This window comes from Streptomyces sp. NPDC060035, from assembly GCF_042736635.1.
Taxonomy (GTDB): domain Bacteria; phylum Actinomycetota; class Actinomycetes; order Streptomycetales; family Streptomycetaceae; genus Streptomyces.
Genome location: NZ_JBHWVO010000040.1, coordinates 30,395 through 52,037 on the forward strand (window position 1 = coordinate 30,395; position 21,643 = coordinate 52,037).

13 protein-coding genes are annotated in these 21,643 nt (G+C 71.5%); 4 read left to right on the forward strand and 9 right to left on the reverse strand.

The window, feature by feature from the left end; all coding sequences use genetic code 11:
• Positions 1 to 189: 189 nt before the first annotated feature.
• Positions 190 to 1,929 (reverse strand): peptidase, encoded by a 1,740-nt coding sequence (locus ACFWBQ_RS35425; protein ID WP_385507121.1) that lies wholly within the window; start codon positions 1,927 to 1,929, stop codon positions 190 to 192.
• 297 nt (positions 1,930 to 2,226) lie between these two features.
• Between ACFWBQ_RS35425 and ACFWBQ_RS35430 the strand changes: the two genes are divergently transcribed.
• Positions 2,227 to 3,219, forward strand: coding sequence for an LAETG motif-containing sortase-dependent surface protein (locus ACFWBQ_RS35430; RefSeq protein WP_385507125.1), 993 nt, complete (start codon positions 2,227 to 2,229; stop codon positions 3,217 to 3,219).
• 68 nt (positions 3,220 to 3,287) lie between these two features.
• On the opposite strand, the gene ACFWBQ_RS35435 is transcribed toward ACFWBQ_RS35430, so the two are convergent.
• The 6 genes from ACFWBQ_RS35435 to ACFWBQ_RS35460 all read right to left on the reverse strand — a co-directional run bounded on the left by ACFWBQ_RS35435 (position 3,288) and on the right by ACFWBQ_RS35460 (position 15,475).
• Entirely contained in the window at positions 3,288 to 5,123 is a 1,836-nt protein-coding gene (locus tag ACFWBQ_RS35435; protein ID WP_385507127.1) for a GMC oxidoreductase, read from the reverse strand.
• A 51-nt stretch (positions 5,124 to 5,174) separates the two neighbouring features.
• Complete coding sequence (locus ACFWBQ_RS35440; protein WP_385507129.1) at positions 5,175 to 6,812, reverse strand: succinic semialdehyde dehydrogenase; 1,638 nt, start codon at positions 6,810 to 6,812, stop codon at positions 5,175 to 5,177.
• Positions 6,813 to 6,963: 151 nt separating this feature from the next.
• Positions 6,964 to 8,631 (reverse strand): serine/threonine-protein kinase, encoded by a 1,668-nt coding sequence (locus ACFWBQ_RS35445; protein WP_385507133.1) that lies wholly within the window; start codon positions 8,629 to 8,631, stop codon positions 6,964 to 6,966.
• A gap of 93 nt (positions 8,632 to 8,724) precedes the next feature.
• Positions 8,725 to 10,389, reverse strand: a complete 1,665-nt coding sequence (locus ACFWBQ_RS35450) for a serine/threonine-protein kinase (protein WP_385507135.1) — start codon at positions 10,387 to 10,389, stop codon at positions 8,725 to 8,727.
• Between the two features lie 119 nt (positions 10,390 to 10,508).
• On the reverse strand, positions 10,509 to 13,262 hold the full coding sequence (locus tag ACFWBQ_RS35455) for a protein kinase (protein WP_385507139.1): 2,754 nt from the start codon (positions 13,260 to 13,262) through the stop codon (positions 10,509 to 10,511).
• A gap of 188 nt (positions 13,263 to 13,450) precedes the next feature.
• Positions 13,451 to 15,475, reverse strand: a complete 2,025-nt coding sequence (locus ACFWBQ_RS35460; protein ID WP_385507141.1) for a serine/threonine-protein kinase — start codon at positions 15,473 to 15,475, stop codon at positions 13,451 to 13,453.
• A gap of 120 nt (positions 15,476 to 15,595) precedes the next feature.
• Between ACFWBQ_RS35460 and ACFWBQ_RS35465 the strand changes: the two genes are divergently transcribed.
• On the forward strand, positions 15,596 to 16,708 hold the full coding sequence (locus ACFWBQ_RS35465) for a serine hydrolase domain-containing protein (RefSeq protein WP_385507143.1): 1,113 nt from the start codon (positions 15,596 to 15,598) through the stop codon (positions 16,706 to 16,708).
• On the opposite strand, the gene ACFWBQ_RS35470 is transcribed toward ACFWBQ_RS35465, so the two are convergent.
• Positions 16,705 to 18,411, reverse strand: a complete 1,707-nt coding sequence (locus ACFWBQ_RS35470; protein WP_385507144.1) for a glycerol-3-phosphate dehydrogenase/oxidase — start codon at positions 18,409 to 18,411, stop codon at positions 16,705 to 16,707. The genes ACFWBQ_RS35465 and ACFWBQ_RS35470 overlap by 4 nt on opposite strands.
• A gap of 249 nt (positions 18,412 to 18,660) precedes the next feature.
• Here ACFWBQ_RS35470 and ACFWBQ_RS35475 point away from each other — a divergent pair, with 249 nt between their 5' ends.
• Positions 18,661 to 19,923, forward strand: a complete 1,263-nt coding sequence (locus ACFWBQ_RS35475; RefSeq protein ID WP_385507145.1) for a nucleotide sugar dehydrogenase — start codon at positions 18,661 to 18,663, stop codon at positions 19,921 to 19,923.
• 116 nt (positions 19,924 to 20,039) lie between these two features.
• Positions 20,040 to 20,711, forward strand: a complete 672-nt coding sequence (locus ACFWBQ_RS35480; protein ID WP_385507147.1) for a hypothetical protein — start codon at positions 20,040 to 20,042, stop codon at positions 20,709 to 20,711.
• An 84-nt stretch (positions 20,712 to 20,795) separates the two neighbouring features.
• Here ACFWBQ_RS35480 and ACFWBQ_RS35485 read toward each other — a convergent pair whose 3' ends face one another.
• On the reverse strand, positions 20,796 to 21,332 hold the full coding sequence (locus ACFWBQ_RS35485) for a hypothetical protein (RefSeq protein WP_385507148.1): 537 nt from the start codon (positions 21,330 to 21,332) through the stop codon (positions 20,796 to 20,798).
• Positions 21,333 to 21,643 lie beyond the last annotated feature (311 nt).

Below are 21,643 nucleotides of genomic sequence, written 5' to 3' on the forward strand. Positions count from 1 at the left end.
CCCCGGCGCGTGTGACCGGTCGGCAGGGGACAGCAGCCCGGTCACCCCCACTGCGGCCGGCCCCGGGGACGCCCGGGACCGGCCGCATCCGGGTCAGCGCGACGCGACGTGACACGTCGCCCTCGGCGGTGAGGCCTCCGCCCATGTGCGTACCGTCGGCCGGGGTGACCGTGCGTGCCCGGGCCGCTCTCAGCCCCGCTCGGCGCGGCGTCGGGACGTCACGTACAGCACGCCGCCCGCGGCCAGGGCGACGGCTGCCGCTCCGGAGGCCAGCAGCGCGACCGAACCGGTGGAAGCGAGGCCGCCGCCGTTGTCCGTCGCCGCGGAGCCGGATGTTCCGGTGGAGCCCGAGGTGGACGAGGTGGACGAGGTGCCTGTCGTACCGGACGTCGAGCCCGTGGTGCCGCCGGTGGTGCCCTCCGTGGAGCCGCCCGCCGCGGTGGTGCCGTCCGATGTGCCGCCGGTGTCCTCGGAGCCGGAGTCCTCGGCGTTCAGAACCAGCTGCGCCGTGTTGTTGCCCGGGGTCGGGTCGAACGGCAGGCCGGGGTTGCTGAGCCGCGCGTTACGGACATCGACCTTGCCGGCAGCACCCGGAATCACCTCGGTGATCTTCAGATCGAAGGGCAGCGCGATCTCGGCCCCGTCGCGGACGGTCATCGACGAGTCGCAGACGTAGCGCGGTGCGCCGAGCTGCTCCTCGCGGTACGTGCCCGCAGCCGTCACCCCCTGGCAGGAGTCCGGCTTCTCGGTGACCTCGGCACCCTGGGGGACGGTGAAGTCGACCGTGGCGACGGGCTCGCCGGAACGGAGGTTGCCGATCCAGGCAGGTCCCTCGTTACGGAAGCCGATCCTGGCCGCCACGGTCTCGCCCACCGAGCCCGCCGCCTTCGCGCCGGTCGCCACGAAATCGGCGGTGTTCTCCGTACGGAAGTCGGCCTCCTGCTGGTTGTCCCAGGGGTTGAGGTCCGCGCCGCGGGCGGAGGACGTGACCTTCTTCAGGGTCAGATCCGCGCCGGTGCCCCGGGTGAACGGCGCGCCCGCGCGCTGCGCGGAGCGCTGTGCCGCGCTGTCCTCGTTGATGCGGTAGATGAAGGTGTCGAGGTACGCGCGCTCGGTCGCCCTGACGGAGAGCGGTACCGCCAGCGTGTACGTGACGCCCGGCTCGTAGGAGCCCTCGACCGAGCACAGTGCGGTGGACCAGGCGAACCCGTCCTGCGGGCCTTCCCCGGCCTCTCCGTTGTACTCGCAGTTGGCATAGCGCTCGGGGAGCTCCAGGCCGCGCGAGTACCTCAGAGTCAGCAGGACACCGTCGGCGGCCGTCGTGCCCTGATTGGTGAAGGTGATCGGAGCCGGCTGTACGTCACCCGGCTCGAGCTGCTGCTCGAAGGGGAGCTGCTTCATGACGAGGTCGGGGCCGCCGATCGTCACCTTCGTGGCGAACGGGACGAACGTGGCCCCCTCCGCCGAGCCGGTCACCTTGATCGTGCCCGACGCACCGTCCTTGCCGCCCTCGGCCGCGGTGAGGTCGAAGTCGGCGATGCTGCTGAGCCCGGCGTACACGCCGTAGTCGTGGCAGACGGCCGTGGCGCCGGTGATCTCACAGTCCGAAGCGGTGTCCTCGGCGACGGAGACGTCGGCGATACCCGCGATCCCGCTGAGGTCGAGGGTGTAGGTCACCTCGTCCCGGTACCCCTCGCCGTCCTCGTCCTGGACCGGGTTGTTGACGGTGAAGCCGAGGGAGGTCTTCTGCGGGGACCCGGTCGCCGGGTACGGGTGCAGAGCCGTCCCGGCCGGGCCGCCGAGCGTGAACGCGGGGTCGGCGGCCTGCGCCGGTGTGCCGACGGCGAGCGACCCGGCTGCGAGCAGCCCGGCGGCGGCAAGGCCGCCTGCGGTTCGGCGCAGCGCAGTTCTCGGGGAAAGGCGTGTCATCGCAGACCTCTGGGATGGGATCGACAGGTGCTGTTCAACTGCATGTGACGCAGCACGAGTTCGACCCCGCAGCGGTACGAAGAGTTGCGCTGGACAAGATCACGGATTGGGCACGAGGGGCGCATGTGGCGAGCACCACATAAAGATTCTGTGAAAGGAGGGACAACCATCGCCCCCCATCACGGGTCATGCATGGCGAACACACTGGCTATTTCCGTCCCCACAACGGCAGGCCCGTTCTCCTTTTCTTTCGCCGTACCGCAGCCCGCGCGGTACAACGGACCCGCTGAGGCCCCCATGAAGCTTCGTCGCACCATGGCACTCGCTGCCGCCACTGCTGTCATCGCCCCGGTCGTCGTGCTCTCGGCGCCGGCTGCTTTCGCTACGGACACGACTCCGACCCCGAGCGTGACCGAGTCGGTCACCACCGCGCCGTCCGAGACCGCGTCGGCCGGGACCACCGAGTCCGCTTCCCCGTCCGCGACGACGTCCACCGACGCCACCGAGACGGCCATCACCTCCCCGAGCCCCTCCGTGTCGGAGACGACCTCGGCGACCCCGTCGGCCACCCCGACTCCGACCGCCTCGGAGACCGAGGACCCGGAGGAGCCGGTGGATGAGGACGGCTACTGCAACCCGCGCCCGCTCAAGCTCTCCATCAACGGTCTCTCCGGAAAGATCGTCCGGGGCAGCGGCTGGGACACCTTCACGTTCAACGTCTACAACAACTCGAAGAAGACCGTGAAGAACGTGTGGTTCTTCGCGGGCGCGTCGTCCGACAAGGCCGGCGACCACCTCTTCACCAGCAAGCAGGTCCGCCTCCAGGCCCTCAACGAGGAAGAGGGCACGTGGGAGGACCTGAACGAGGAGGGCGTCTCGACCGGCTACGTCGGTGAGACGGACGCGATCAAGCCCGGGTACGAGGTCGACATATCCCTGCGCATCAAGGTGCAGGCGACTGCCCCGGTCGGCGCCGGCTTCAGCCTCGGCGGCGGACTCGTCTTCGGCGAGGAAGAGGACCTTCCCTGCTTCACGGACGTCGCGTACAAGTTCCAGATCGTGAAGGCCGGTGACAAGGACGGCACGAAGCCCCAGGAGGGCGGCAAGGTTCCGGCCCCGTCCGAGAAGCCTTCCGAAGCGGACGCCGGCCAGGTCACGGGCAGCCTCGCCGAGACCGGTTCTTCGTCCTCCACGCCGATGTTCGCCCTCGCGGGCGGCGCGGCCGTGGTGCTCGGTGCGGGCGCGATGTTCATCGTGCGGCGCCGTAAGAACGGTGACGCCGCCGCGTAAGGCGCGTCACCGGTAGAGCGTGAGGGGCTGCACTCGGAGGGGGGTGCAGCCCCTTGGCGTTCCCGCGCTCAGGCCTCGGAGGCGGTCGCCTTCGGCGGCACCACGGGAATCCCCAGGAACGGCAGTTTCAGCGCGCCGAACGCCTCCTCGGGCACCGCGGGCGCCTTCGGCTCGACCGCGGCCAGCCGCGCGTATGCCTCGCCCTGTGCCGGACGCAGGTCCGCCTCACCCTTGTTGGGCCAGAAGGACATGGCGCGCTCCGCCTGCGCGGTGATGGTCAGCGACGGGTTGACACCCAGGTTGGCGGAGACCGCCGAGCCGTCGACGACCGAGATGCCGGGATGTCCGTACACCCGGTGGTACGGGTCGATGACCCCCTCGTCGGCACTCGCCCCGATCGCGCAGCCGCCCAGGAAGTGCGCGGTGAGCGGAGTGCCCATCAGCTCCCCGATGTTCGACCCGGGGAAGCCGTTGATCTCCTCGGCCAGCAGCGTGGCACCCTGTGTCGCCTCGGCGATCTGCGTCGGATTGGGTGCACCGTGTCCCTGCCGGGCGGTGAGCAGGCCCTTTCCGATGCCGCCGGGCTTGCGGTACGCGATCAGCGAGTTGTCCAGCGACTGCATGACGAGACCGATGATGGTCCGCTCCGACCAGCGCCGGTTGGAGAGCGAACGCATTGCCAGCGTCGGGTGCTTGACCATGTTGCCGAGCCAGCCCAGCACCCGGTGGGTGCTGTAGGGAACCTGGAGGATGGTCAGCGCACCCATCGCGTTGGAACCCTTGCCGTAGCGGACCGGTTCGATGTGGGTGTTCTCGTCGGGGTGGATCGACGAGGTGATGGCGACACCCTTGCTGAAGTCGGCCTTCGCGATGCCGTGCTTCTTGCGGTAGCGGCGGTCGCTGGTCTGTGCGCCCACCAGGCCCTCGGAATTGGTCCGGGTCAGTTCACCGAGCTTCGGTGACAGCCGCGGCAGCAGCCCCTGGTCCTTCATGGTGTGCAGCAGGGTCTGCGTCCCGTACGTGCCCGCGGCGACGACGACCTTCCGCGCCCGCAGCACAGTCGGCTGCGCCTTCCTGCGGCGGTTCGTGGGGACGGTGGACACCCGGTAGCCAGCCTCCGGATCGTCGGTGACCGCGACGACGGACGTCATCGGGTGGATGACGGCACCGGCCTTCTCCGCGAGGTACAGGTAGTTCTCGTTGAGGGTGTTCTTCGCACCGTGGCGGCAGCCCGTCATGCACTCGCCGCACTCGGAACAGGCCCTGCGTGCGGGGCCCGCGCCGCCGAAGTAGGGGTCGGCGACCTCGCCGCCGGGCTTCGCCTTCGACGTGCCGTCGGCGTCCCCGCCGTCGCCGAAGAAGACCCCGACCGGGGCGAAGTGGAAGGTGTCGCCGACGCCCATGGCCTCGGCGGTCGCCTTGAGGTGGACATCCGCCGGGGTCATGGTCGGGTTGAGCCGGACCCCCAGCATCCGCTTCGCCTGGTCGTAGTACGGCGCCAGCTCGTCCTGCCAGTCGGTGATGCCCGCCCACTGACGGTCCTCGAAGAACGGCGCGGGAGGTACGTACAGCGTGTTGGCGTAGTTGAGGGATCCGCCGCCGACGCCCGCACCGGCCAGCACCATCACCTTGCCGAGCAGATGTACACGCTGGATGCCGAACAGTCCGAGGGCCGGGGCCCACAGGTAGTTCTTGATGTCCCAGGAGTTCTTGGGAAGGGTGGCCGGCGTGAATCGGCGGCCCGCCTCCAGGATGCCGACCCGGTAGCCCTTCTCGCTCAGACGCAGGGCCGAGACCGCACCGCCGAAGCCCGAACCGACGACGAGCACGTCGTAGTCGTACGCGGCGTCGTCGGGCCCGTCGGAGCGCGGGGTCTGATTCTGGGCAGCGCTGTCCTGGGACATGGCTCTCCTCGGTACGAAAGGGAAGGAAAGGCAGGGAAGGGGGCGCCGGCGTCAGCGCAGCCGGAAGGCCTTCATCGCCTTGAGGCCGAAGCTCATGAGGGTGGCGTACTTCTCGTCGTCCATGCCGTAGGACGGCGCGAGCGGCATCAGCCGCTGCTGGGCGACGGTCTGGGCCTCGGTGTACTTGAGGATTCCCTCGGAGCCGTGCCGGCGCCCGAGGCCGGAGTCCTTCATGCCGCCCATCGGGGACTGGGCGCTGCCGTAGGCGGGTGCGTACCCCTCGTTGATGTTGACCGTGCCGGCCCGCAGCCGGGCGGCGATCCGGTGGCCGCGGCGGCCGTCCTTGGTCCAGACGCTCGCGTTCAGGCCGTACGACGTGGCGTTGGCGAGGGAGACGGCGTCGTCCTCGTCGGTGAAGCGGTAGATCGAGACGACGGGACCGAAGGTCTCCTGGGCGCAGACGGCCATCGGCTCCTGGACGTCGGCGAGGATGGTCGGCTCGTAGAAGAGCGGGCCGATGTCGGGGCGGGCGACGCCGCCCGCGACGAGCGTGGCGCCCTTCTCGACGGCCTCGGCGACGTGCTGGGTGACGGTCTCCAGCTGCCGCTCGCCGACCAGCGAGCCCATCTCGGCACCGTACGCGAGGGAATTGCCGAGCCGCATCGCCTTCGTACGGGCGGCGAAGCGCTCCACGAAGGCGTCCGCGACGGACTCGTGGACGTACAGCCGCTCGATGGAGATGCAGAGCTGCCCCGCGGAGGAGAAACAGGCGCGGACGGCGCCCGCGGCGGCCTTCTCCACATCGGCGTCCTCGAGGACCAGCATGGGGTTCTTGCCGCCGAGCTCCAGCGAGACCCCGACGAGTCGGGCCGCGGCGCCCTGGGCGACCTCGCGGCCGGTCCGGGTCGAGCCGGTGAAGGAGACGTAGTCGGCGCGGCTGACGACCTCGGGGCCGACGACGGGACCCTCCCCGATGACGACCTGGAACACCTCGGCGGGCAGCCCGGCCTCGATCAGCAGGTCACGGGCCCACAGAGCGGTCAGCGCGGTCTCCGTGTCGGGCTTCATCACGACGGCGTTGCCGGCGACGAAGGCCGGCAACGCGTCGCCGACGGAGAGTTCGAGCGGGTAGTTCCAGGGGGCGATCTGGCCGATGACCCCGCGCGGCTGGCGCAGCTCGGTGACCTTGGTGAGGGTCGGGACGACCCCCGTGTGCCGCTTCGGCTTCAGATAGGACGTGGCCATGCGCCCGTAGTGGCGGGCCGAGACGGCGACGGCCAGCACCTCTTCATGGGCGTGCAGCCGGGCCTTGCCGGTCTCCAGCTGGATGAGGTCGAGGACCTCGGACTGGCGCTGCAGGACGAGGTCGTGGAAGCGGAGCAGCACCGCTGCCCTGCCACGGACGGACGTCGCCGCCCACCCCGGCTGCGCGGCGCGGGCGCGCTCGAAGGCGGTCGCGACGTCCTCGGGGGTGGACTCGGGCAGGTCGGCCAGCTTCTCCCCGGTGAAGGGGGTGTGGTTGGCCGTGCGGCCGGAGCCGACGACGCCACGGGTCAGCTGGGCGATCACCTCGGGTGTGACCACATCGGCGGCGGTGCGTACGCCTGCGGGGGCGGCTGCCACCGGGTTGGTGCCGACACGGGTGCCGGGGGCGGCGGAGGTGTTCGTGGAGGCCTGCGAGTCCGTCATGAGGGCGAGAGTATGTCCACCCACCCACTTTGGGTACCCGTCGGTAACAGGTTTTCACAGACCCCACAACAGTGCGGCGGCCGCGCCCGGCGAACCGGCCAGTGATCACTGGCGAAATAACCGCTGATCAGGGGCTATCTTCCCGGCGGGGTCAGGAATCGTGAATCTTCAGCCGCGCGGCGACCTCGGTGTAAATGTTTTCGCCGTCCGTCGCCGCCTGACCGGCCGCGGGCATCTTCACCCGGACGTGCCAGTACGGATCACTCGCCGTCCTCCCCGGGATCAGCAGCTCGTGGTAGCGGTAGCGCAGCGCGTCGTCCTCGGTCGCGGAGTACGGGGTGTACTCCGTGACCATGTCGTACGCCGTGCGGCCCTGGTGTTCGGTCTTCTTGAAGGAGACCGTGGCGTCCCGCATCTCCAGGGCGTTCGCCCCGCCCTTCTCGTAGTACGCCTTCCGGGCCTTCGGGTCGGCGCCCGCGGGCTTCTCCGCCTCCGCGCCGTCCTCCTTGGCCGCCTTGTGCCAGAAGTCGATCTCGAAGACCCCGCTCGGGTCCGCGTACCAGACGACGTCCCCGGTGTCCTCCTGGATGCGCTTGTAGTCCTCGGGCACGGCCACGTCCGCCGAGAGCACCTCGTTCTCCGGCCTGACCTGCCAGCCGCCCGGCAGCTCGTCCCCGGCGAAGGGGTTGGCGAGGACGAGGACGAGCGCGAGGGCCACCGCCAGCACCACGGCGCCGAGCCCGAGCTGTGCCGTGCGATTGCGGTGCAGCACCGGAGGCACCCACCGGCCGCCGCCGGACGCGCCGTTCCCGTACGGCCGGGTGAGCGCCGGAGTGAGGGCCGGGGCCGCCGCCACCGACTCCAGGGCCGCCCGGATCTCGGCGGGTCCCGGCCGTGCAGCCGGGTCCTTGCGGAGCAGTTGCATGACGAGCGTGCCGAAGGCGCCCTTGCCCCGGGCCGGCATCTGCGGTTCCGCCGAGAGGACGGCCTGCAGGGTCGCCGGAGTGTGGGAGCGGCGGTACGGGGACATCCCCTCCACCGCCGCGTACAGCACGACACCCAGCGACCAGAGGTCGGACTCCGGACCGGGCAGCTGGCCCAGCACCCGCTCCGGGGAGATGTACTCGGGCGACCCGACGAACGCGCCGGTCTCCGTGAGCCGCTGCTCGCCCTCGACCTGCGCGATCCCGAAGTCGGTCAGGACGACCCGGTCGTCGCGCCCGAGCAGGACGTTGTCCGGCTTGACGTCGCGGTGGAGCACGCCCGCACGGTGGGCGGCGTTCAGCGCGCCGAGGACGGCGAGGCCGATCCTGGCGGCCTCGCGGGGGTCGAGGGTCCCCTCCTGGAGACGGTCGCCGAGCGACTGGCCGCCGACCAGTTCCATGACGATCCACGGCTTGCCGTCCTCGACGACCACATCGTGCACAGTGACGACACTGGGGTGCTCGATACGGGCGGCGGCACGCGCCTCGCGCTGCATGCGCAGATAGACCACTGCCCGCTCGCGTTCGCCCAGGTGGTCCGGCACACGCGGTTCCTTGACGGCCACGTCACGGTCCACGATGTCGTCGTGGGCCCGCCAGACCGTGCCCATGCCGCCGTGCCCGAGGCGCCCGACGAGCCGGTAGCGGCCCCCGACGACCCGGTTCGGCGCACCCTCGGGGTGCCGCTCGGTGACGGTCGGGGTGGGCGTCGGCGCGCCGGGGTGGTCCGGGAGACCGGCCTGTCCGTGCGCCGGACCCTGCGGTACCTGCGGTGCGTGCGGCGGCCGGAGCCCGTAGCTGGTGGGCTCGTCCGCCCGTCCCCCATCGTTGGTCATGTCCTCATCCTGTAGGAAGCGCACCGCGCGTTACCACCGGCGCGGAACAGAGGGTGCAGAGCCGTGACAGTCGCCCGCAGGGGTGACCGGTCGTCAGTCCGCCTGTTCAGGGGGCTTCCAGCTGCGCAGCATCGTCTCGAAGCGGTTCCGGCTCTCGGCCCAGTCCTCCTCGGGCCCCGTCATGTAGAGCGCGTACTCCGGACCGCCCGTCTCGCTGAAGTACATCTGGTCGATTCCGTGGCGCGGCCCCGGATGGTCCTTGGACTCGAGCCAGGTGAACTCCCAGAGGGAGCCGGGCCGGTCCCGGTAGGTGTTCGAGTGCAGCGTCAGCCGCTTGTAGCCCGGCAGCCGCTCGGAGAGATCCTTCTCGATGCTCAGCATGTGCATGTACGAGTTGTCGAAGTCGGGGTTCGGATCGAGGCTGATCCGGATGCGGTGCGCCCCGTTGTCCGGGGTGTAGTCGATCTGGTTGCCGTCCGTCTGCCGCGTCCAGCCCTTGGGCACGGCGAGACTGAAGCCCTCGGGGTCGTGGACCCGTTTCCAGCCGTCGGGTACCTCCTGCGGGCCGGCCTGCGGATCCTTGGACGGCGTTGCCGGGTCGGTCGACGACGGACGGACGGTGGCCCCGGTGCCGGAGCTGCCGCTCCCCGTACTCCCTTCGTCGTTCGCGTACGTCATCGCCACCAGGCCCGCGGCCCCGCCGAGCAGCGCGGCAACGGCGATGACCAGCAGCGTCGTACGCCACCGGCCCCGGCTGCGGCGGACCGCCGGCGCCGAGGTGTACGGCTGCGCGCCCACCGGCGCGGCCGGGGGCGGTACGGGCTGCGCGAGGCGGACCGTCGATCCGTCCGGCACCACGAAGGCTCGCAGGTCGTCCTCGGACACCCGCTGGGTCGGTACATGGGCCTGCGCCGCGCGGGGCTGGCGGCCCTCCATCGCCTCCAGCAGCATCCGTTCCGTCTCGGCGGCCGTCGGCCGGTCCGCGGGATCCTTGCGCAGCAGCGCCGTGATCACGGGCGCCAGCGCCCCGCCGCGTTCCGGCGGGGGCGGTTCCTCCGTGACCACGGCCTGCATCGTGGAGATCGGGGACGTACGGCGGAACGGTGAACGCCCTTCCACGGCCGTGTAGAGCGTGGCTCCCAGCGACCAGAGGTCCGAGGCGGGGCCGGGGTCACCGCCCCGTACCCGTTCGGGTGCCAGATAGTCGATGGAGCCCACCAGTTCACCTGTCCTGGTGATGGTGGAGTCGCCCTCGATCGCGGCGATCCCGAAGTCGGTCAGCAGCACCTGCCCGTCCCGGGCGAGCAGGACGTTGCCCGGCTTGACGTCCCGGTGCAGCACCCCGGCGCTGTGTGCGGCCCGCAGCGCGCTCAGCACATGGAGTCCGATCCTGGCCGCCTCGCGCGGCTCGACCTCACCGGTCTCCTTCGTGGCATCGGCGAGCGAGGGCCCGTCGACGTACTGCATGACGATCCAGGGGCGGTTGTCGTACTCGATGACGTCGTGGACGGTGACCACCCCGGGGTGGGTGATGCGGGCGGCCGCGCGCGCCTCCTTCTGCGTGCGGGCGTGCAGCACGGCCCGGTCCGCCTCGGCGGCGTACAGTCCGGCGGTCAACTCCTTGACGGCAACGGTCCGGTTGAGCACCTCGTCGTGGGCGCGCCAGACCTTGCCCATACCGCCGCGGCCGAGGACGTCGCCGAGCCGGTACCGTCCCGCCAGTACGATTCCCGAGTCCGTGCCCTGCGCATGTTCCACGTTTGTGTCCCCGCCCCATTCCTTCGAATGACAGGTTACGGAGGGGAGGCAGCGCCACGGAACCTCGCACCGCGGCACGAGACCGCACTGTGATGTGCTTGTCGCGTACTGCCGCAGGGTCAGGAACCTACTCGGTAGGAGGAGATGGCCTGCTCGTAGACGGCGGAGACCTTGTCGCGCTCGCTCGACGGGCCGATGGCCTGGATGATGTGGTACCTGCCGTCGACGATCATGACGAGGTTGCGGACGTAGACCTCGCGGCCACCGCTCTCCTGCCAGGTGAACTGCCCCTCCGCCATGGCCTGCCGGCCGACATCGACCCGGCGCATGCCCGTGGACGTCGCCCAACTGGACTCCCGGAAGGGCTGCAGCTCCGGTTCCCGGCTGCGCTGATAGTCCAGCGGATCACTGCCGTTGGCCTTGACGGTGTCCCGTCCGGGCACGATCAGCACACTGAACCCGTCGCTGCCGTAACGGATCTGACGGTCGGCATCGGCCGGACTGCGCTGCCAGTCCTTGAGCACACCGATCTCGAAGCCTTCGGCGTCCTTGCGCAGCACATAGCCCGGAGCGAGCGCGACCGCGGAGCGGCTGCTCTGCGGCTGCTCCGAGCCGGAGGAACCGGCCTCGCCCGACTTCTCGGCGGAGGGGCTCGCTTCGGGTTCCGGCTCCGCGGGCGCGGCAGAGCCGGAGGGCTGCCCCTGCGAATCCGCGTCCGGCCCGGCGTCGGACCCCGTCCTGGGCATGAACATCACGGCGTAGGCCACCGCTGCGGCCATCGCCAGCAGGATCAGCACCAGCAGCAGCCGTCCGAGCCGCCGCGGCGGCCGGCCGCCGGGCCGCCGGCCGGGCTGCGGCTCGCGCAGCACCCGGGGGCCCTTGGGCTCACGCGGTGCACGCGGCTGCCTCTTCGCGTATTCCGGCTCGTGGACCGGCTGCTTCTCGTACCGCTGCGGCTTCCCCTGGCGATGGCGGCCGTGCGTCGCCCCGCGGCCCCGGCGCCTGCGCACCAGCTCGCCCCGCCGGCGTACGACGGGGAGCCGGGTGGCGTCGGAGGGCGGCAGCTGCACGACATCGGTGCCCGCCTCGGGCTCCGGGGCCGACCGTACGAGGGAGCGCAGCCAGCCGCGCAGCTCCTCGAAGTCGGGCCGCTCCGTGGGGTCCTGACGCAGCAGTGACTCGACGACGGGGCGCAGCGGGCCGCACTCCTCCGCGAAGGCGGGCGGCTCGCCGCAGACCATCTGGACGAGCTCGGCCGCGTTCTCCTCCGGGTACGGGGCGTGGCCCTGCACGGCGCGGTAGAGCAGGGCGCCGAGAGCCCACAGGTCGGTGGAGGGACCGATGGGCGGGGCCAGCTGCCAGTTGTCGTGGACCGGACCCGCCTGCTCCGGCGCCCATCGCTCGGTGACGGCGCCGACGACGGCGATACGGGCCTGCCGGGCGCGCTCGGCGGCAAGGGGGGTGGCGGGGCCGCGGTAGGCGGGAGTGCTGCCGCTTCCCGCGACGACCTCGTCCCAGCCGCCGGAGGACGCCTGTGCGGCCACCGGCTCCGGGAGGCGGTCCTGCCGGGCCACGGGAACGGGGGCGGGGCCGCTGCCCGTGCGCCGGGAGTCGGCACGCAGCGCGTCCTCCCCCGAGCCTCCCGAGCCGCCTGCGGGAACCGGGCGGCCGGCGCCGGGTCCGTCGCCCCAGGTGCCGGCGAGGTGGACACGCCGGGGGCCTCCGGCGTAGCCGCCGGGACCCTCGTCGTCCTCGTCGTCGTCCTCGTCGTACGGGTCGTACGGGTTCTCGGCCGCCCGGCCCCAGGTGCCGGTCGGCTGCGGGGGGCCGGTGACGGGCGGTACAGCCGCCTGCCCGCGCTCACCGGCGTCGGCGCCTTCGTCGTCGCGGTCACGCTGCCGGTCCTCGGTGACCCGGGCCGCGGCGCGGGCACCTGCCCGGTAGGCGGCGATGGCCCCTGCGCGGGCGGCGCGCAGCTGCGCGGCACTTCCGGCACCCGGTTCCACCACGGGGACGGCGGGACGGGCGGGCCGCGGGACGAGCTCCTGCCCGTGCCGGTCCGCGCCCGGGTCCGTGCTCCCGGCCGGCGGAGCTGCCGCCTCGATCTCCGCGTGGCCGCGCGGGGCGGGCACCCCGGCGACGGGCGGCATCTCCGCGGGAGGCGGGACGAGCTGCGGGGGCGGGGCGAATTCGGCGGGCGGCTCGTACGCCACGGGCGGCTCGTACGGGCCGGTGGGGCCCGACTCGACCGCCGGGGCGCCGTAGGTGTCCTCGTCGTCGGGCCGCGGTGCGGGGACGTACCCGCACAGCGCCTCCTCGGCCGCACCGGCGGCCAGGCCCGTCAGTACGACACGGCCGTCGTCGCAGACCAGTACCGTGCGGACGGTGATGTTGCGGTGGGTCCAGCCGTGGGCGTGCAGCACGCGCAGGGCGGTCAGCACATCGGAGCCGATCTCGGCGGCCCGGTACGGATTGAGCGGCCGCTCCGCGAGAAGGGCCGCGAGCGGGCGGGCAGCGACCAGTTCACTCACTATCCAGAGCGAACCCGACTCGGCGAACACGTCGAAGACCTGGTCCAGGCGCGGGTGGTCGGGCACCTGGGCCGCCGCCTGGGCGGCCTCGATCGCCCTGCGGACCGCGGGGTCCGTGGAGCGCCGCACCGTGCGTCCGGTGGCCCGCCTGGCCGCCGAGGGCAGCCCGTCGGCGTCGAGCACTTCCGCGTCCACGACCTCCGGCAACGGCACCTGCCGGACCAGGACTTCCTGCCCGCTGTACGTGTCGAACGCCCGGGTCTCGACCAGTTCGTACGCATCGGACGGGGGCAGCGGAAGGCGGTAGCGGTCGGCAAGTACCCGACCCGCATAGTCGTCCACGACGCCTCCCCAGAGCGCGCTGTCCCCCGGTCACGGAGACCGCATAGTCGGTCAATTGCGGTCACTTGCTGTGCAATTGACCCATGATCCCGGCTGCGTACGGTCCTCGGTCTCTCACGATACGTGGCAACGCGCGGCAGCGCGGCCGGGTCGGGGCAACCCGGCCGTTCCGTTCGACGGCCGGGCGCTCAGTCGGTGGGCTTGAACGTGGCGAACGCCGTCTCCCGCAGCGCGGTGCACGCCGCGCCCTCCCACTCGCTCGCCTTGCAGCTGATCATGATCGAGTAGCCGTGGGTGGCGTCGGCCTTGAAGCCCCGGTTGAGCACCCGGACCCGCATGCCCTGCTGGATGCGCGTGAACTCCCAGTCCGCGACGGTCGGATAGCCGTTGTACTCGACCTTCTTTATGCCGATCTGGTCGAAGCCGTTGCTGAGCGCCTTGGCCGAGGCCACCGCCGCCGCCCAGGCAGCTGCCGCGTCGTCCTTCGGGGAGGCGTTGTAGTCGACCTGGACGCGCGGGAAGCCGCCGTCGGTGTTGTAGATGCGGCCCGAGTTCCTTCCCGCAATGACGTCCCGTCTGAAGCCCTCGGGCATCGCCATGCTGAAGTGGAACTGCTTGTCGGTGACCAGCTTGTACCCGGCAGGCGCGGTGCCCGGAGCGGGTGCACCGGTCCCCGGGCCGGGCGACGGCTTGCCCGACGCCTCACCCTTGCCCTTGCCCTGACCGTCCTTCTGGCCCTCGTCGCCCTTGCCGCTGTCCTTGCCCTTGCCGGAGTCGGTCGCGCTGTCGCCACCGGCGGCGGCACCGGCCGACGCGGCCTTGTCGCCCCCTCCGCCCGTGCCATTGCCCTCGTTGCCCTTGTCGCCGTCGCCCAGGGTGAGCGCGAGGACCGTACCGAGCACGGCGAGCACGACGACACCGGCGATGATCGCCAGCGTGCGGCGCGGCACGACATCGGTGATCGACGCGCGGACCGGGGCGGCGGGCGGGCCTCCGGGGCGCTGCGGCGCTGCGGCAGGCCCGGAGGCCGATGCCGTGGCGGCCGCAGTGGCTGCCGGAACGGCCGGTGCCTGCGCGGGCGCCGGAGGAACAGCCGCGCCCGCGGCCGCTGCCGCCGGCGCCTTCGCGTTCCGTACGGACCGCAGCGCGCCGCGCAGCCGGTCCCGCGCGCTCTCCCCGGAGCCTGCCGGGGTCGCCGCCGTGGATCCGTCCCCGGCCGGTGACGCCGCGCCGGATGCCGCCGCGGACGCCGCTGCCGCGCCGGCCGCCTTCTTGCTGCCGCTCTTCGTGCCGATGATTCCGGGCAGCGCCATGACCTGCGTGGAATCGGCCGGCGGGGGCACAGGACGCTCCGGCTGCTCCGGAGCATTGATCACATCGGTGAGCAGTGCTCGTGCCCCGGCGTCGTCGAGCCGCTGCTCGGGGTCCCTGGCCAGCAGACCGTAGATGACCTCCTCCAGCGGGCCCGCGTTCTTCGGCGGGTCGAGCGGTTCCGTCATCACCGCTGTCAGCGTGGCGATGGCCGAGCCCTTGTCGTACGGCGGGCAGCCCTCGACGCTCGCGTACAGAAGTCCGCCGAGCGACCACAGGTCGGCGGGCGGTCCGGGCTTGTGCCCGCGGGCCCGCTCCGGCGAGATGTACGAGGGAGCGCCGACGAGCATGCCCGTCGAGGTGACGGAAGGGTCGCCCTCCACCTGGGCGATGCCGAAGTCGGTGAGCACGACACGGCCGTCGTCGGAGATCAGCACGTTGGACGGCTTCACATCGCGGTGCAGGATGCCCTCGCGATGCGCCGACCGCAGCACGTCGAGGATGGCCAGGCCGACCTCCGCGGCGCGCCTCGGCGTCAGCGTCCCGTCCTCACGGATGGCCTCGGCGAGCGACTTGCCCTCGATGAGCTCCATGACGATCCACGGCCGGTCGTCCTCGTCGACCACGTCGTAGACGGTCACGGCGCTGTTGTTGCGGATCCTCGCGATCGCCTTCGCCTCACGCAGCGTGCGCGTGATCAGACGGCGTTTCTCGTCCTCGTCGATGGCCGACGGGAACCGCAGTTCCTTGACCGCGACCGTGCGGCCCAGCGTCTCGTCGGCAGCACGCCAGACCGTGCCCATGCCGCCCCGGCCGAGCACCGCCCCGAGCCGGTACCGCCCCGCGAGAAGACGCCCGTCCTTGTCCCGTTGGGGCTCCCGTGCCTGCTCCGCCTCCGACATGCGTCCCCTCTGCGATCAACCCGCCCTGGCAGAGCGTTCATTGTCTCTCACCCCGGGACCGGTCATGGTGCCGGGTCCTTGGTCGGCCATGATGTGGCCGGAGGAAGGAGCCCCCCTGCCATGCCGACACTCAGGGCGCTGCTCGCCGCCCCGCTGGTGCTGACCCTGCTCGCCCTCGGAACCGCGAGCCTGCCCAGCGAACCACACCTCACGCCCGCATCCTCCTACCTTCCCCGGCTCGTCGTCGAGGGCAACGCCCCCGCCGCGGCCTTTCTGTCCCGTCGCGACCACCCGACACCGCAGGAGACCTACCGCTCCGCCGGACCCGGAATCCGGCCCGGCGACCACTTCCGGGCAGGCAGCATCACGAAGACATTCGTCGCTGCAGTGGTCCTCCAACTCGCCGGGGAAGGCGCGCTGCACCTGTCGGACACCGTCGACGCGCAGCTGCCGGGCCTGATACGCGGCCACGGCAACGACGGCCGCCGCATCACCCTGCGCGCCCTGCTGACCCACACCAGCGGTCTCTACGACTACACCGAGGCACTGCCCGCCACGGACCCCGCCGTCACGGGTGCGGCCGGTCCGTCCGCGCAGCCGCTCACACCGGACACCGCGGTCCGTACCGCGCTGACCCGTCCCCCCGTGACGGCGCCCGGCACGTACGCGTACTCCAACACCAACTACGTCCTGCTCGGTCTGGTCGTTCAGCGCGTCACCGGACACCCGTACGCCACCGAGATACAGCGCCGCATCCTCACCCCCCTCCATCTGACCGGCACCACGCTCCCCGGCGCCCGGAGCACCCTGCCCTCCTCGCACTCCCGCGGCTACCACCTCTCCCCCGGTGACGGCACACTGCGCGATGTCACCACGACCGGCCCGCGGATCGCGGGCGCGGCCGGGGAGATGGTCTCCACGCTCGCCGACCTGACCCTCTTCTACGGGGCCCTGCTGGCCGGCCGCCTCCTGCCGCCCGCCCAGCTGGCCACGCTGCTCAACACCCGCACGGCACACGGCCTGTACGGCATGGGCATCTACCCGCAGAAGCTGTCCTGCGGCACCACCGTCTGGGGGCACAACGGGCGCATCACCGGAAGTTACGTACGGACCGCCGCGACCCGCGACGGCCGGCACGTCCTCACCTTCCGGGTCAACACGGACACCCTGTCCGATCCCGGCCTCGAACCGGCCCTGCTGGAGGCCGAGTTCTGCCGTCCCCCATCCCCCTAGATCGGCACGATGTCCGGCGCCCCCAGCCGGGCCGCGTCGGCGGTCAGGTCGTCCGGCTGCCGCTGCGACTCCCGCTCCGCCTCCACCCGCTTGCGGTAGTGCTCCACCTCCCGTTCGACCTGGCCCGTGTCCCAGCCCAGCACCGGCGCCATCAGGTCCGCGCACTCGCGCGCGCAGCGGGTGCCACGGTCGAACGTCTCGATGGAGATCCTGGTGCGCCGCGTCAGTACGTCGTCGAGGTGGCGGGCGCCCTCGTGCGAGGCCGCGTAGACGACCTCGGCCCGCAGGTAGTCCTCGGCGCCGGCCAGAGGGTCGCCCAACGACGAGTCGCCCTCGACGAGGTCGAGAAGCTCCTCGGTCATCGCGCCGTACCGGTTGAGGAGGTGTTCCACCCGGGCGACGTGGAGCCCGGTCCGGGCAGCGATCCTCGCCCGCGCGTTCCACAGGGCCCGGTAGCCCTCGGCGCCCAGCAGCGGGATGTCCTCCGTGACACAGTCCGCCACCCGCTGGTCCAGTCCGTGCACCGCCTCGTCCACCGCGTCCTTCGCCATCACACGGTAGGTCGTGTACTTGCCTCCTGCGACGACGACGAGCCCCGGCGCCGGGTGCGCCACCGTGTGCTCGCGCGAGAGCTTGCTCGTCGCATCCGACTCACCGGCCAGCAAGGGCCGCAGCCCCGCGTAGACGCCCTGGACGTCGTCCCTGCTCAGAGGGGTGTTCAGGACCGAATTGACGTGTTCGAGCAGATAGTCGATGTCGGCGCTGGAGGCGGCCGGGTGCGCCTTGTCCAGGTCCCAGTCGGTGTCCGTCGTGCCGATGATCCAGTGCCGCCCCCAGGGAATCACGAACAGCACGGACTTCTCGGTCCGCAGGATCAGCCCGGTCGAGGAGTGGATGCGGTCCTTCGGTACGACCAGATGGATGCCCTTCGACGCCCGGACGTGGAACTGGCCGCGCTCACCGATGAGCGCCTGGGTGTCGTCCGTCCACACGCCGGTGGCGTTGACCACCTGTTTGGCCCTGACCTCGTACTCCCCGCCGCCTTCGACGTCCTGCACCCGGGCGCCGACGACCCGCTCGCCCTCGCGGAGGAAACCGATCACCCGCGCCCTGTTCGCCACGTGCGCCCCGTATCCCGCGGCCGTGCGCACCAGTGTCGCCACGAAGCGGGCATCGTCCATCTGGGCGTCGTAGTACTGCAGGGCACCGACCAGTGCGTCCTTCTTCAGGGCGGGCGCGACCCGAAGGGCACGGCGGCGCGAGAGATGCCGGTGCACGGGCAGGCCCCGGCCGTGTCCGGAGGACACCGACATCGCGTCGTACAGCGCGACGCCCGCGCCCGCGTACAGCCGCTCCCACCCCTTGTGCTGCAACGGGTAGAGGAACGGAACGGGCTTCACCAGGTGCGGGGCCAGCCGCTCCAGGAGCAGCCCGCGCTCCTTCAGCGCCTCCCGTACGAGCGCGAAGTCCAGCATCTCCAGATAGCGCAGCCCGCCGTGGATCAGCTTGCTCGACCTGCTGGAGGTCCCGGACGCCCAGTCGCGCGCTTCGACCAGCCCGGTCGAGAGCCCTCTGGTGGCCGCGTCGAGCACCGTCCCGGCGCCGACCACGCCCGCTCCCACGACCAGTACGTCCAGTTCGCGCTCGGCCATCGCGGCCAGCGCCGCGGTGCGCTCCGCGGGTCCCAGTGTCGCTGTCCTCACTGCTGCCTCCCGGTAGATCGGGGTGGTCCGGCACGGGAGCGGGGACCGGCCGCGAGGCCGGGCGCCCGTGCCCACCACTCGATTCTGTCCGCGGTCCACGACTTCAGCCACCGCCTGTGGACAACACCCGGTCGACGAGAGTCACAGAATGCGACAATTAGGTCATATTTACGCCTAGTCTGACATTGCGCTGTCCCCCAGCAGTTGCACTTTCTGTCTTCTTGGTCTTAGGGAAGGACGGCCCTCGACATGCCCGCCGACCTCGCTGTCATCGGACTCGGTCACCTGGGCCTCCCCCTCGCCCAAGCAGCCGTCGCCGCCGGAATCCACACCGTCGGCTACGACACCGACCCCCGCCCCTTCGCCGAACTCTCCGCAGGCCGTACACCGGTCGAGGGATCCCTCAGCGCCTCCGACATCCGCCGGATGCTCTCGGGGGGCTTCCGGCCCACCGCCGATCCGGCCGAGCTGGGCCGGGTCCGTACCGCCGTGATCTGCGCCCCCACCCCCCTGGGGCCGGACCGCACCCTCGACCTCGGCTCCGTGACCGACGCGGCCCGCGCCCTCGCTGCCCGGCTGCGCCCCCACACCACCGTGCTGCTGGAATCGGCCGTGCCCCCCGGAACCACCGAGAACGTCGTACGGCCGCTCCTGGAGGAGGGCTCGGGGCTGCGCGCCGGACGCGATTTCCACCTCGCGCACTCCCCCGGCCGCCTCGATCCCGGCAACCGCACCCATGTCTTCGCCAACACCCCCAAGGTCATCGGCGGCCTCACCCCCGCCTGCACGGAGTCCGCCGCCGCGTTCTACGGCCGGCTCACCGACAAGGTCGTCCGGGCCCGCGGGCCGCGCGAGGCCGAGATGACGAAGGTCCTCGAAACCAACTTCCGGCACGTCAACATCGCTCTGGTCAACGAGATGGCGGTGCTCTGCCACGACCTCGGCGTCGACCTCTGGGACGTCATCCGGTGCGCCGAGACCAAGCCCTTCGGCTTCCAGCCGTTCCGCCCCGGCCCCGGCGTCGGCGGCCACGGCGCCCCTGTGGACCCCGGCTACCTCCCGTACAACAGCCGCACCCCGGGCCACCCGCTGCGCATGGTCTCGCTCGCCCAGGAGATCAACGACCGGATGCCGAGTTACGTGATCCAGCGCAGCGCCACCCTGCTGAACGAGCACGGCAAGTCCGTCCGGGGCGCGCAGGTACTGCTGCTCGGCGTCACCTACAAGCCGGACCTCGCCGACCAGGAGGCCTCCCCCGCCCGGGAGATCGCGACCCGGCTGATGGACATGGGCGCCCAGATCGGGTACCACGACCCGCACGTCCTGGACTGGCGCGTGCGCGAACTGCCCGTTCCGCGGGCCGACTCGCTGTACGAGGCCGCAGCCGGTGCCGACCTGACGGTGCTGCTCCAGCACCACCGCACGTACGACCTCCAGGGTCTCGCCGTGAAGGCCCAACTCCTCCTGGACACCCGGGGAGCCACCCCGGCTGGGGCCGCGCACCGGCTGTAGAGAGCCCACCGGCCAGTCCCCGCAAGGATTCCGGTGGGCCATGTCGGCACGGACTGCTAGCCTGCGGCGTCACTTCTCGCACAGCCGTGCGCATCCGTCCAGGGGGAACATCCATCATGAGTCAGCCCGTGCAGCCGCCGAACCCGCCGCAGCAGCCCTACGGCGGCGGCCAGCCTGCCGACGGCAACCCGTACGCGGCGCAGCAGCAGCCCGGCGCCCCGACCGGTAACCCGTACGCGGGCCAGCAGCCCGGCGCCCCGACGGGCAACCCGTACGCAGGCCAGCAGCCCGGCGCCCCGACGGGCAACCCGTTCGGCGTTCCGTACGCCCCCGCCCCGCCGCAGGCGCCGGCCCGCAACAACGTCGGGCTCGGGATAGCCGCGGGGTTCGCCGCCGCCGTCGTGGGTGCCCTTGTCTACGGTGGTGTGATGCGCGCCCTGGCCGACGAGGACGGCAGCTACACCCAGGTCGGCTGGGTGGCCCTCGGTGTCGGCGCCCTCGTCGGATTCGCCCTCGGCAAGGTCGGCGGCCGCAATCCGGTCCTGCCGGTCCTCGGCGTCCCGCTCGCCCTGGTCGGCGTCTTCCTCGGCCAGCTCTTCGGCTTGGCCCTGATCATCAGCTGGTGGTCGGAGGCCGGTCCCGACCCGGTGACCGCGACGGAACTCCTCACCTCCCGGCTGAGCGACCTGGTGCAGGTGTGGAAGGAGGAGGCGGACTTCATGACCGTCGCCTTCCTCGGCATCGCCGGCTTCGAAGGATTCGCCCTGGCGAAGAAGACCGCAGCCTGAGGCTGCCGAGATTCCGGGGTGCACCGGCACACGCCGTCACCCGCGAAGGGGCCCGACGCACCATGCGCCGGGCCCCTTCCCCGTCTACTTCACGGAGTGCTTGTACTCGTAGCCGACGGCCTTACGGGCCACTCCCTTACCGACCCTCTTGCCGTCGAGCTTTCCGTACGCCTCGAAGGAGTAGGCCTTGTAGACCGGATACGCCTTCAGGGTGCCGAACTTGTTCTTCGGAACGGTCCAGCTGCCGGACATGCTCTTCGTCCGCGACTTGGTCACGTCGAAGCCGACCGCCGCCGATACCGGGCCGGCGGTGACGTCGAACGAGGAGCTCTTGGTGTTGCTCACCGTCTCGAGGTTCGTGAGCGTGAGCGTCATGGGGCCGCGCCCGCGGACGATCGCGATGTAGTCCTTGCCCGTCTGCAGCCCGAGGTACTTGACCTTCTTGATGTTGCACAGGTTGTAGGCCTTGGGGCGGCCGAACTCGTCCTTGTAACGCGCGGCGCAACTCTTCTGGGCAGCGGAGCTCGGTCCGGCCGCCACGCCCAGAGATCCGGCCACCAGGGCCAGGACGACGACGGAGCTGCGGCCCGCACGGACCGACGAAAACGCACGCTTGGTCAAAAATCCCCCTTGTGTCCCGTCGCCCCGATGACCGGGACGACGGTCGTGTGCGACCGACGGCCTCGTGTTCCCCCAAGACCGCCGGTCGTCCTGAACGGAATCGAACCTATCGATCTCCGGGAGCGGGATCCCTCCGAAGCGGTCATTCTTGATCAAGATCTGAGCCTCCGGCCGCGCCGGCCGTCGCACGTCGGGCATCCCGGAGCATGGGAAGGGGGCTTGGAGCACCGATCGGTGCTCCAAGCCCCCAAACCCCCGCCCAAACCGGTGAGCGGCGGTGGGGCGAGGGCGCCCCCCAAACCACCCCCCGC

Bases quoted from the DNA above. Each gene is read 5' to 3' on its own strand.
- ACFWBQ_RS35425 (WP_385507121.1), bottom strand. From the start codon at position 1,929: ATGACACGCCTTTCCCCGAGAACTGCGCTGCGCCGAACCGCAGGCGGC.
- ACFWBQ_RS35430 (WP_385507125.1), top strand. From the start codon at position 2,227: ATGAAGCTTCGTCGCACCATGGCACTCGCTGCCGCCACTGCTGTCATC.
- ACFWBQ_RS35435 (WP_385507127.1), bottom strand. From the start codon at position 5,123: ATGTCCCAGGACAGCGCTGCCCAGAATCAGACCCCGCGCTCCGACGGG.
- ACFWBQ_RS35440 (WP_385507129.1), bottom strand. From the start codon at position 6,812: ATGACGGACTCGCAGGCCTCCACGAACACCTCCGCCGCCCCCGGCACC.
- ACFWBQ_RS35445 (WP_385507133.1), bottom strand. From the start codon at position 8,631: ATGACCAACGATGGGGGACGGGCGGACGAGCCCACCAGCTACGGGCTC.
- ACFWBQ_RS35460 (WP_385507141.1), bottom strand. From the start codon at position 15,475: ATGTCGGAGGCGGAGCAGGCACGGGAGCCCCAACGGGACAAGGACGGG.
- ACFWBQ_RS35465 (WP_385507143.1), top strand. From the start codon at position 15,596: ATGCCGACACTCAGGGCGCTGCTCGCCGCCCCGCTGGTGCTGACCCTG.
- ACFWBQ_RS35475 (WP_385507145.1), top strand. From the start codon at position 18,661: ATGCCCGCCGACCTCGCTGTCATCGGACTCGGTCACCTGGGCCTCCCC.
- ACFWBQ_RS35480 (WP_385507147.1), top strand. From the start codon at position 20,040: ATGAGTCAGCCCGTGCAGCCGCCGAACCCGCCGCAGCAGCCCTACGGC.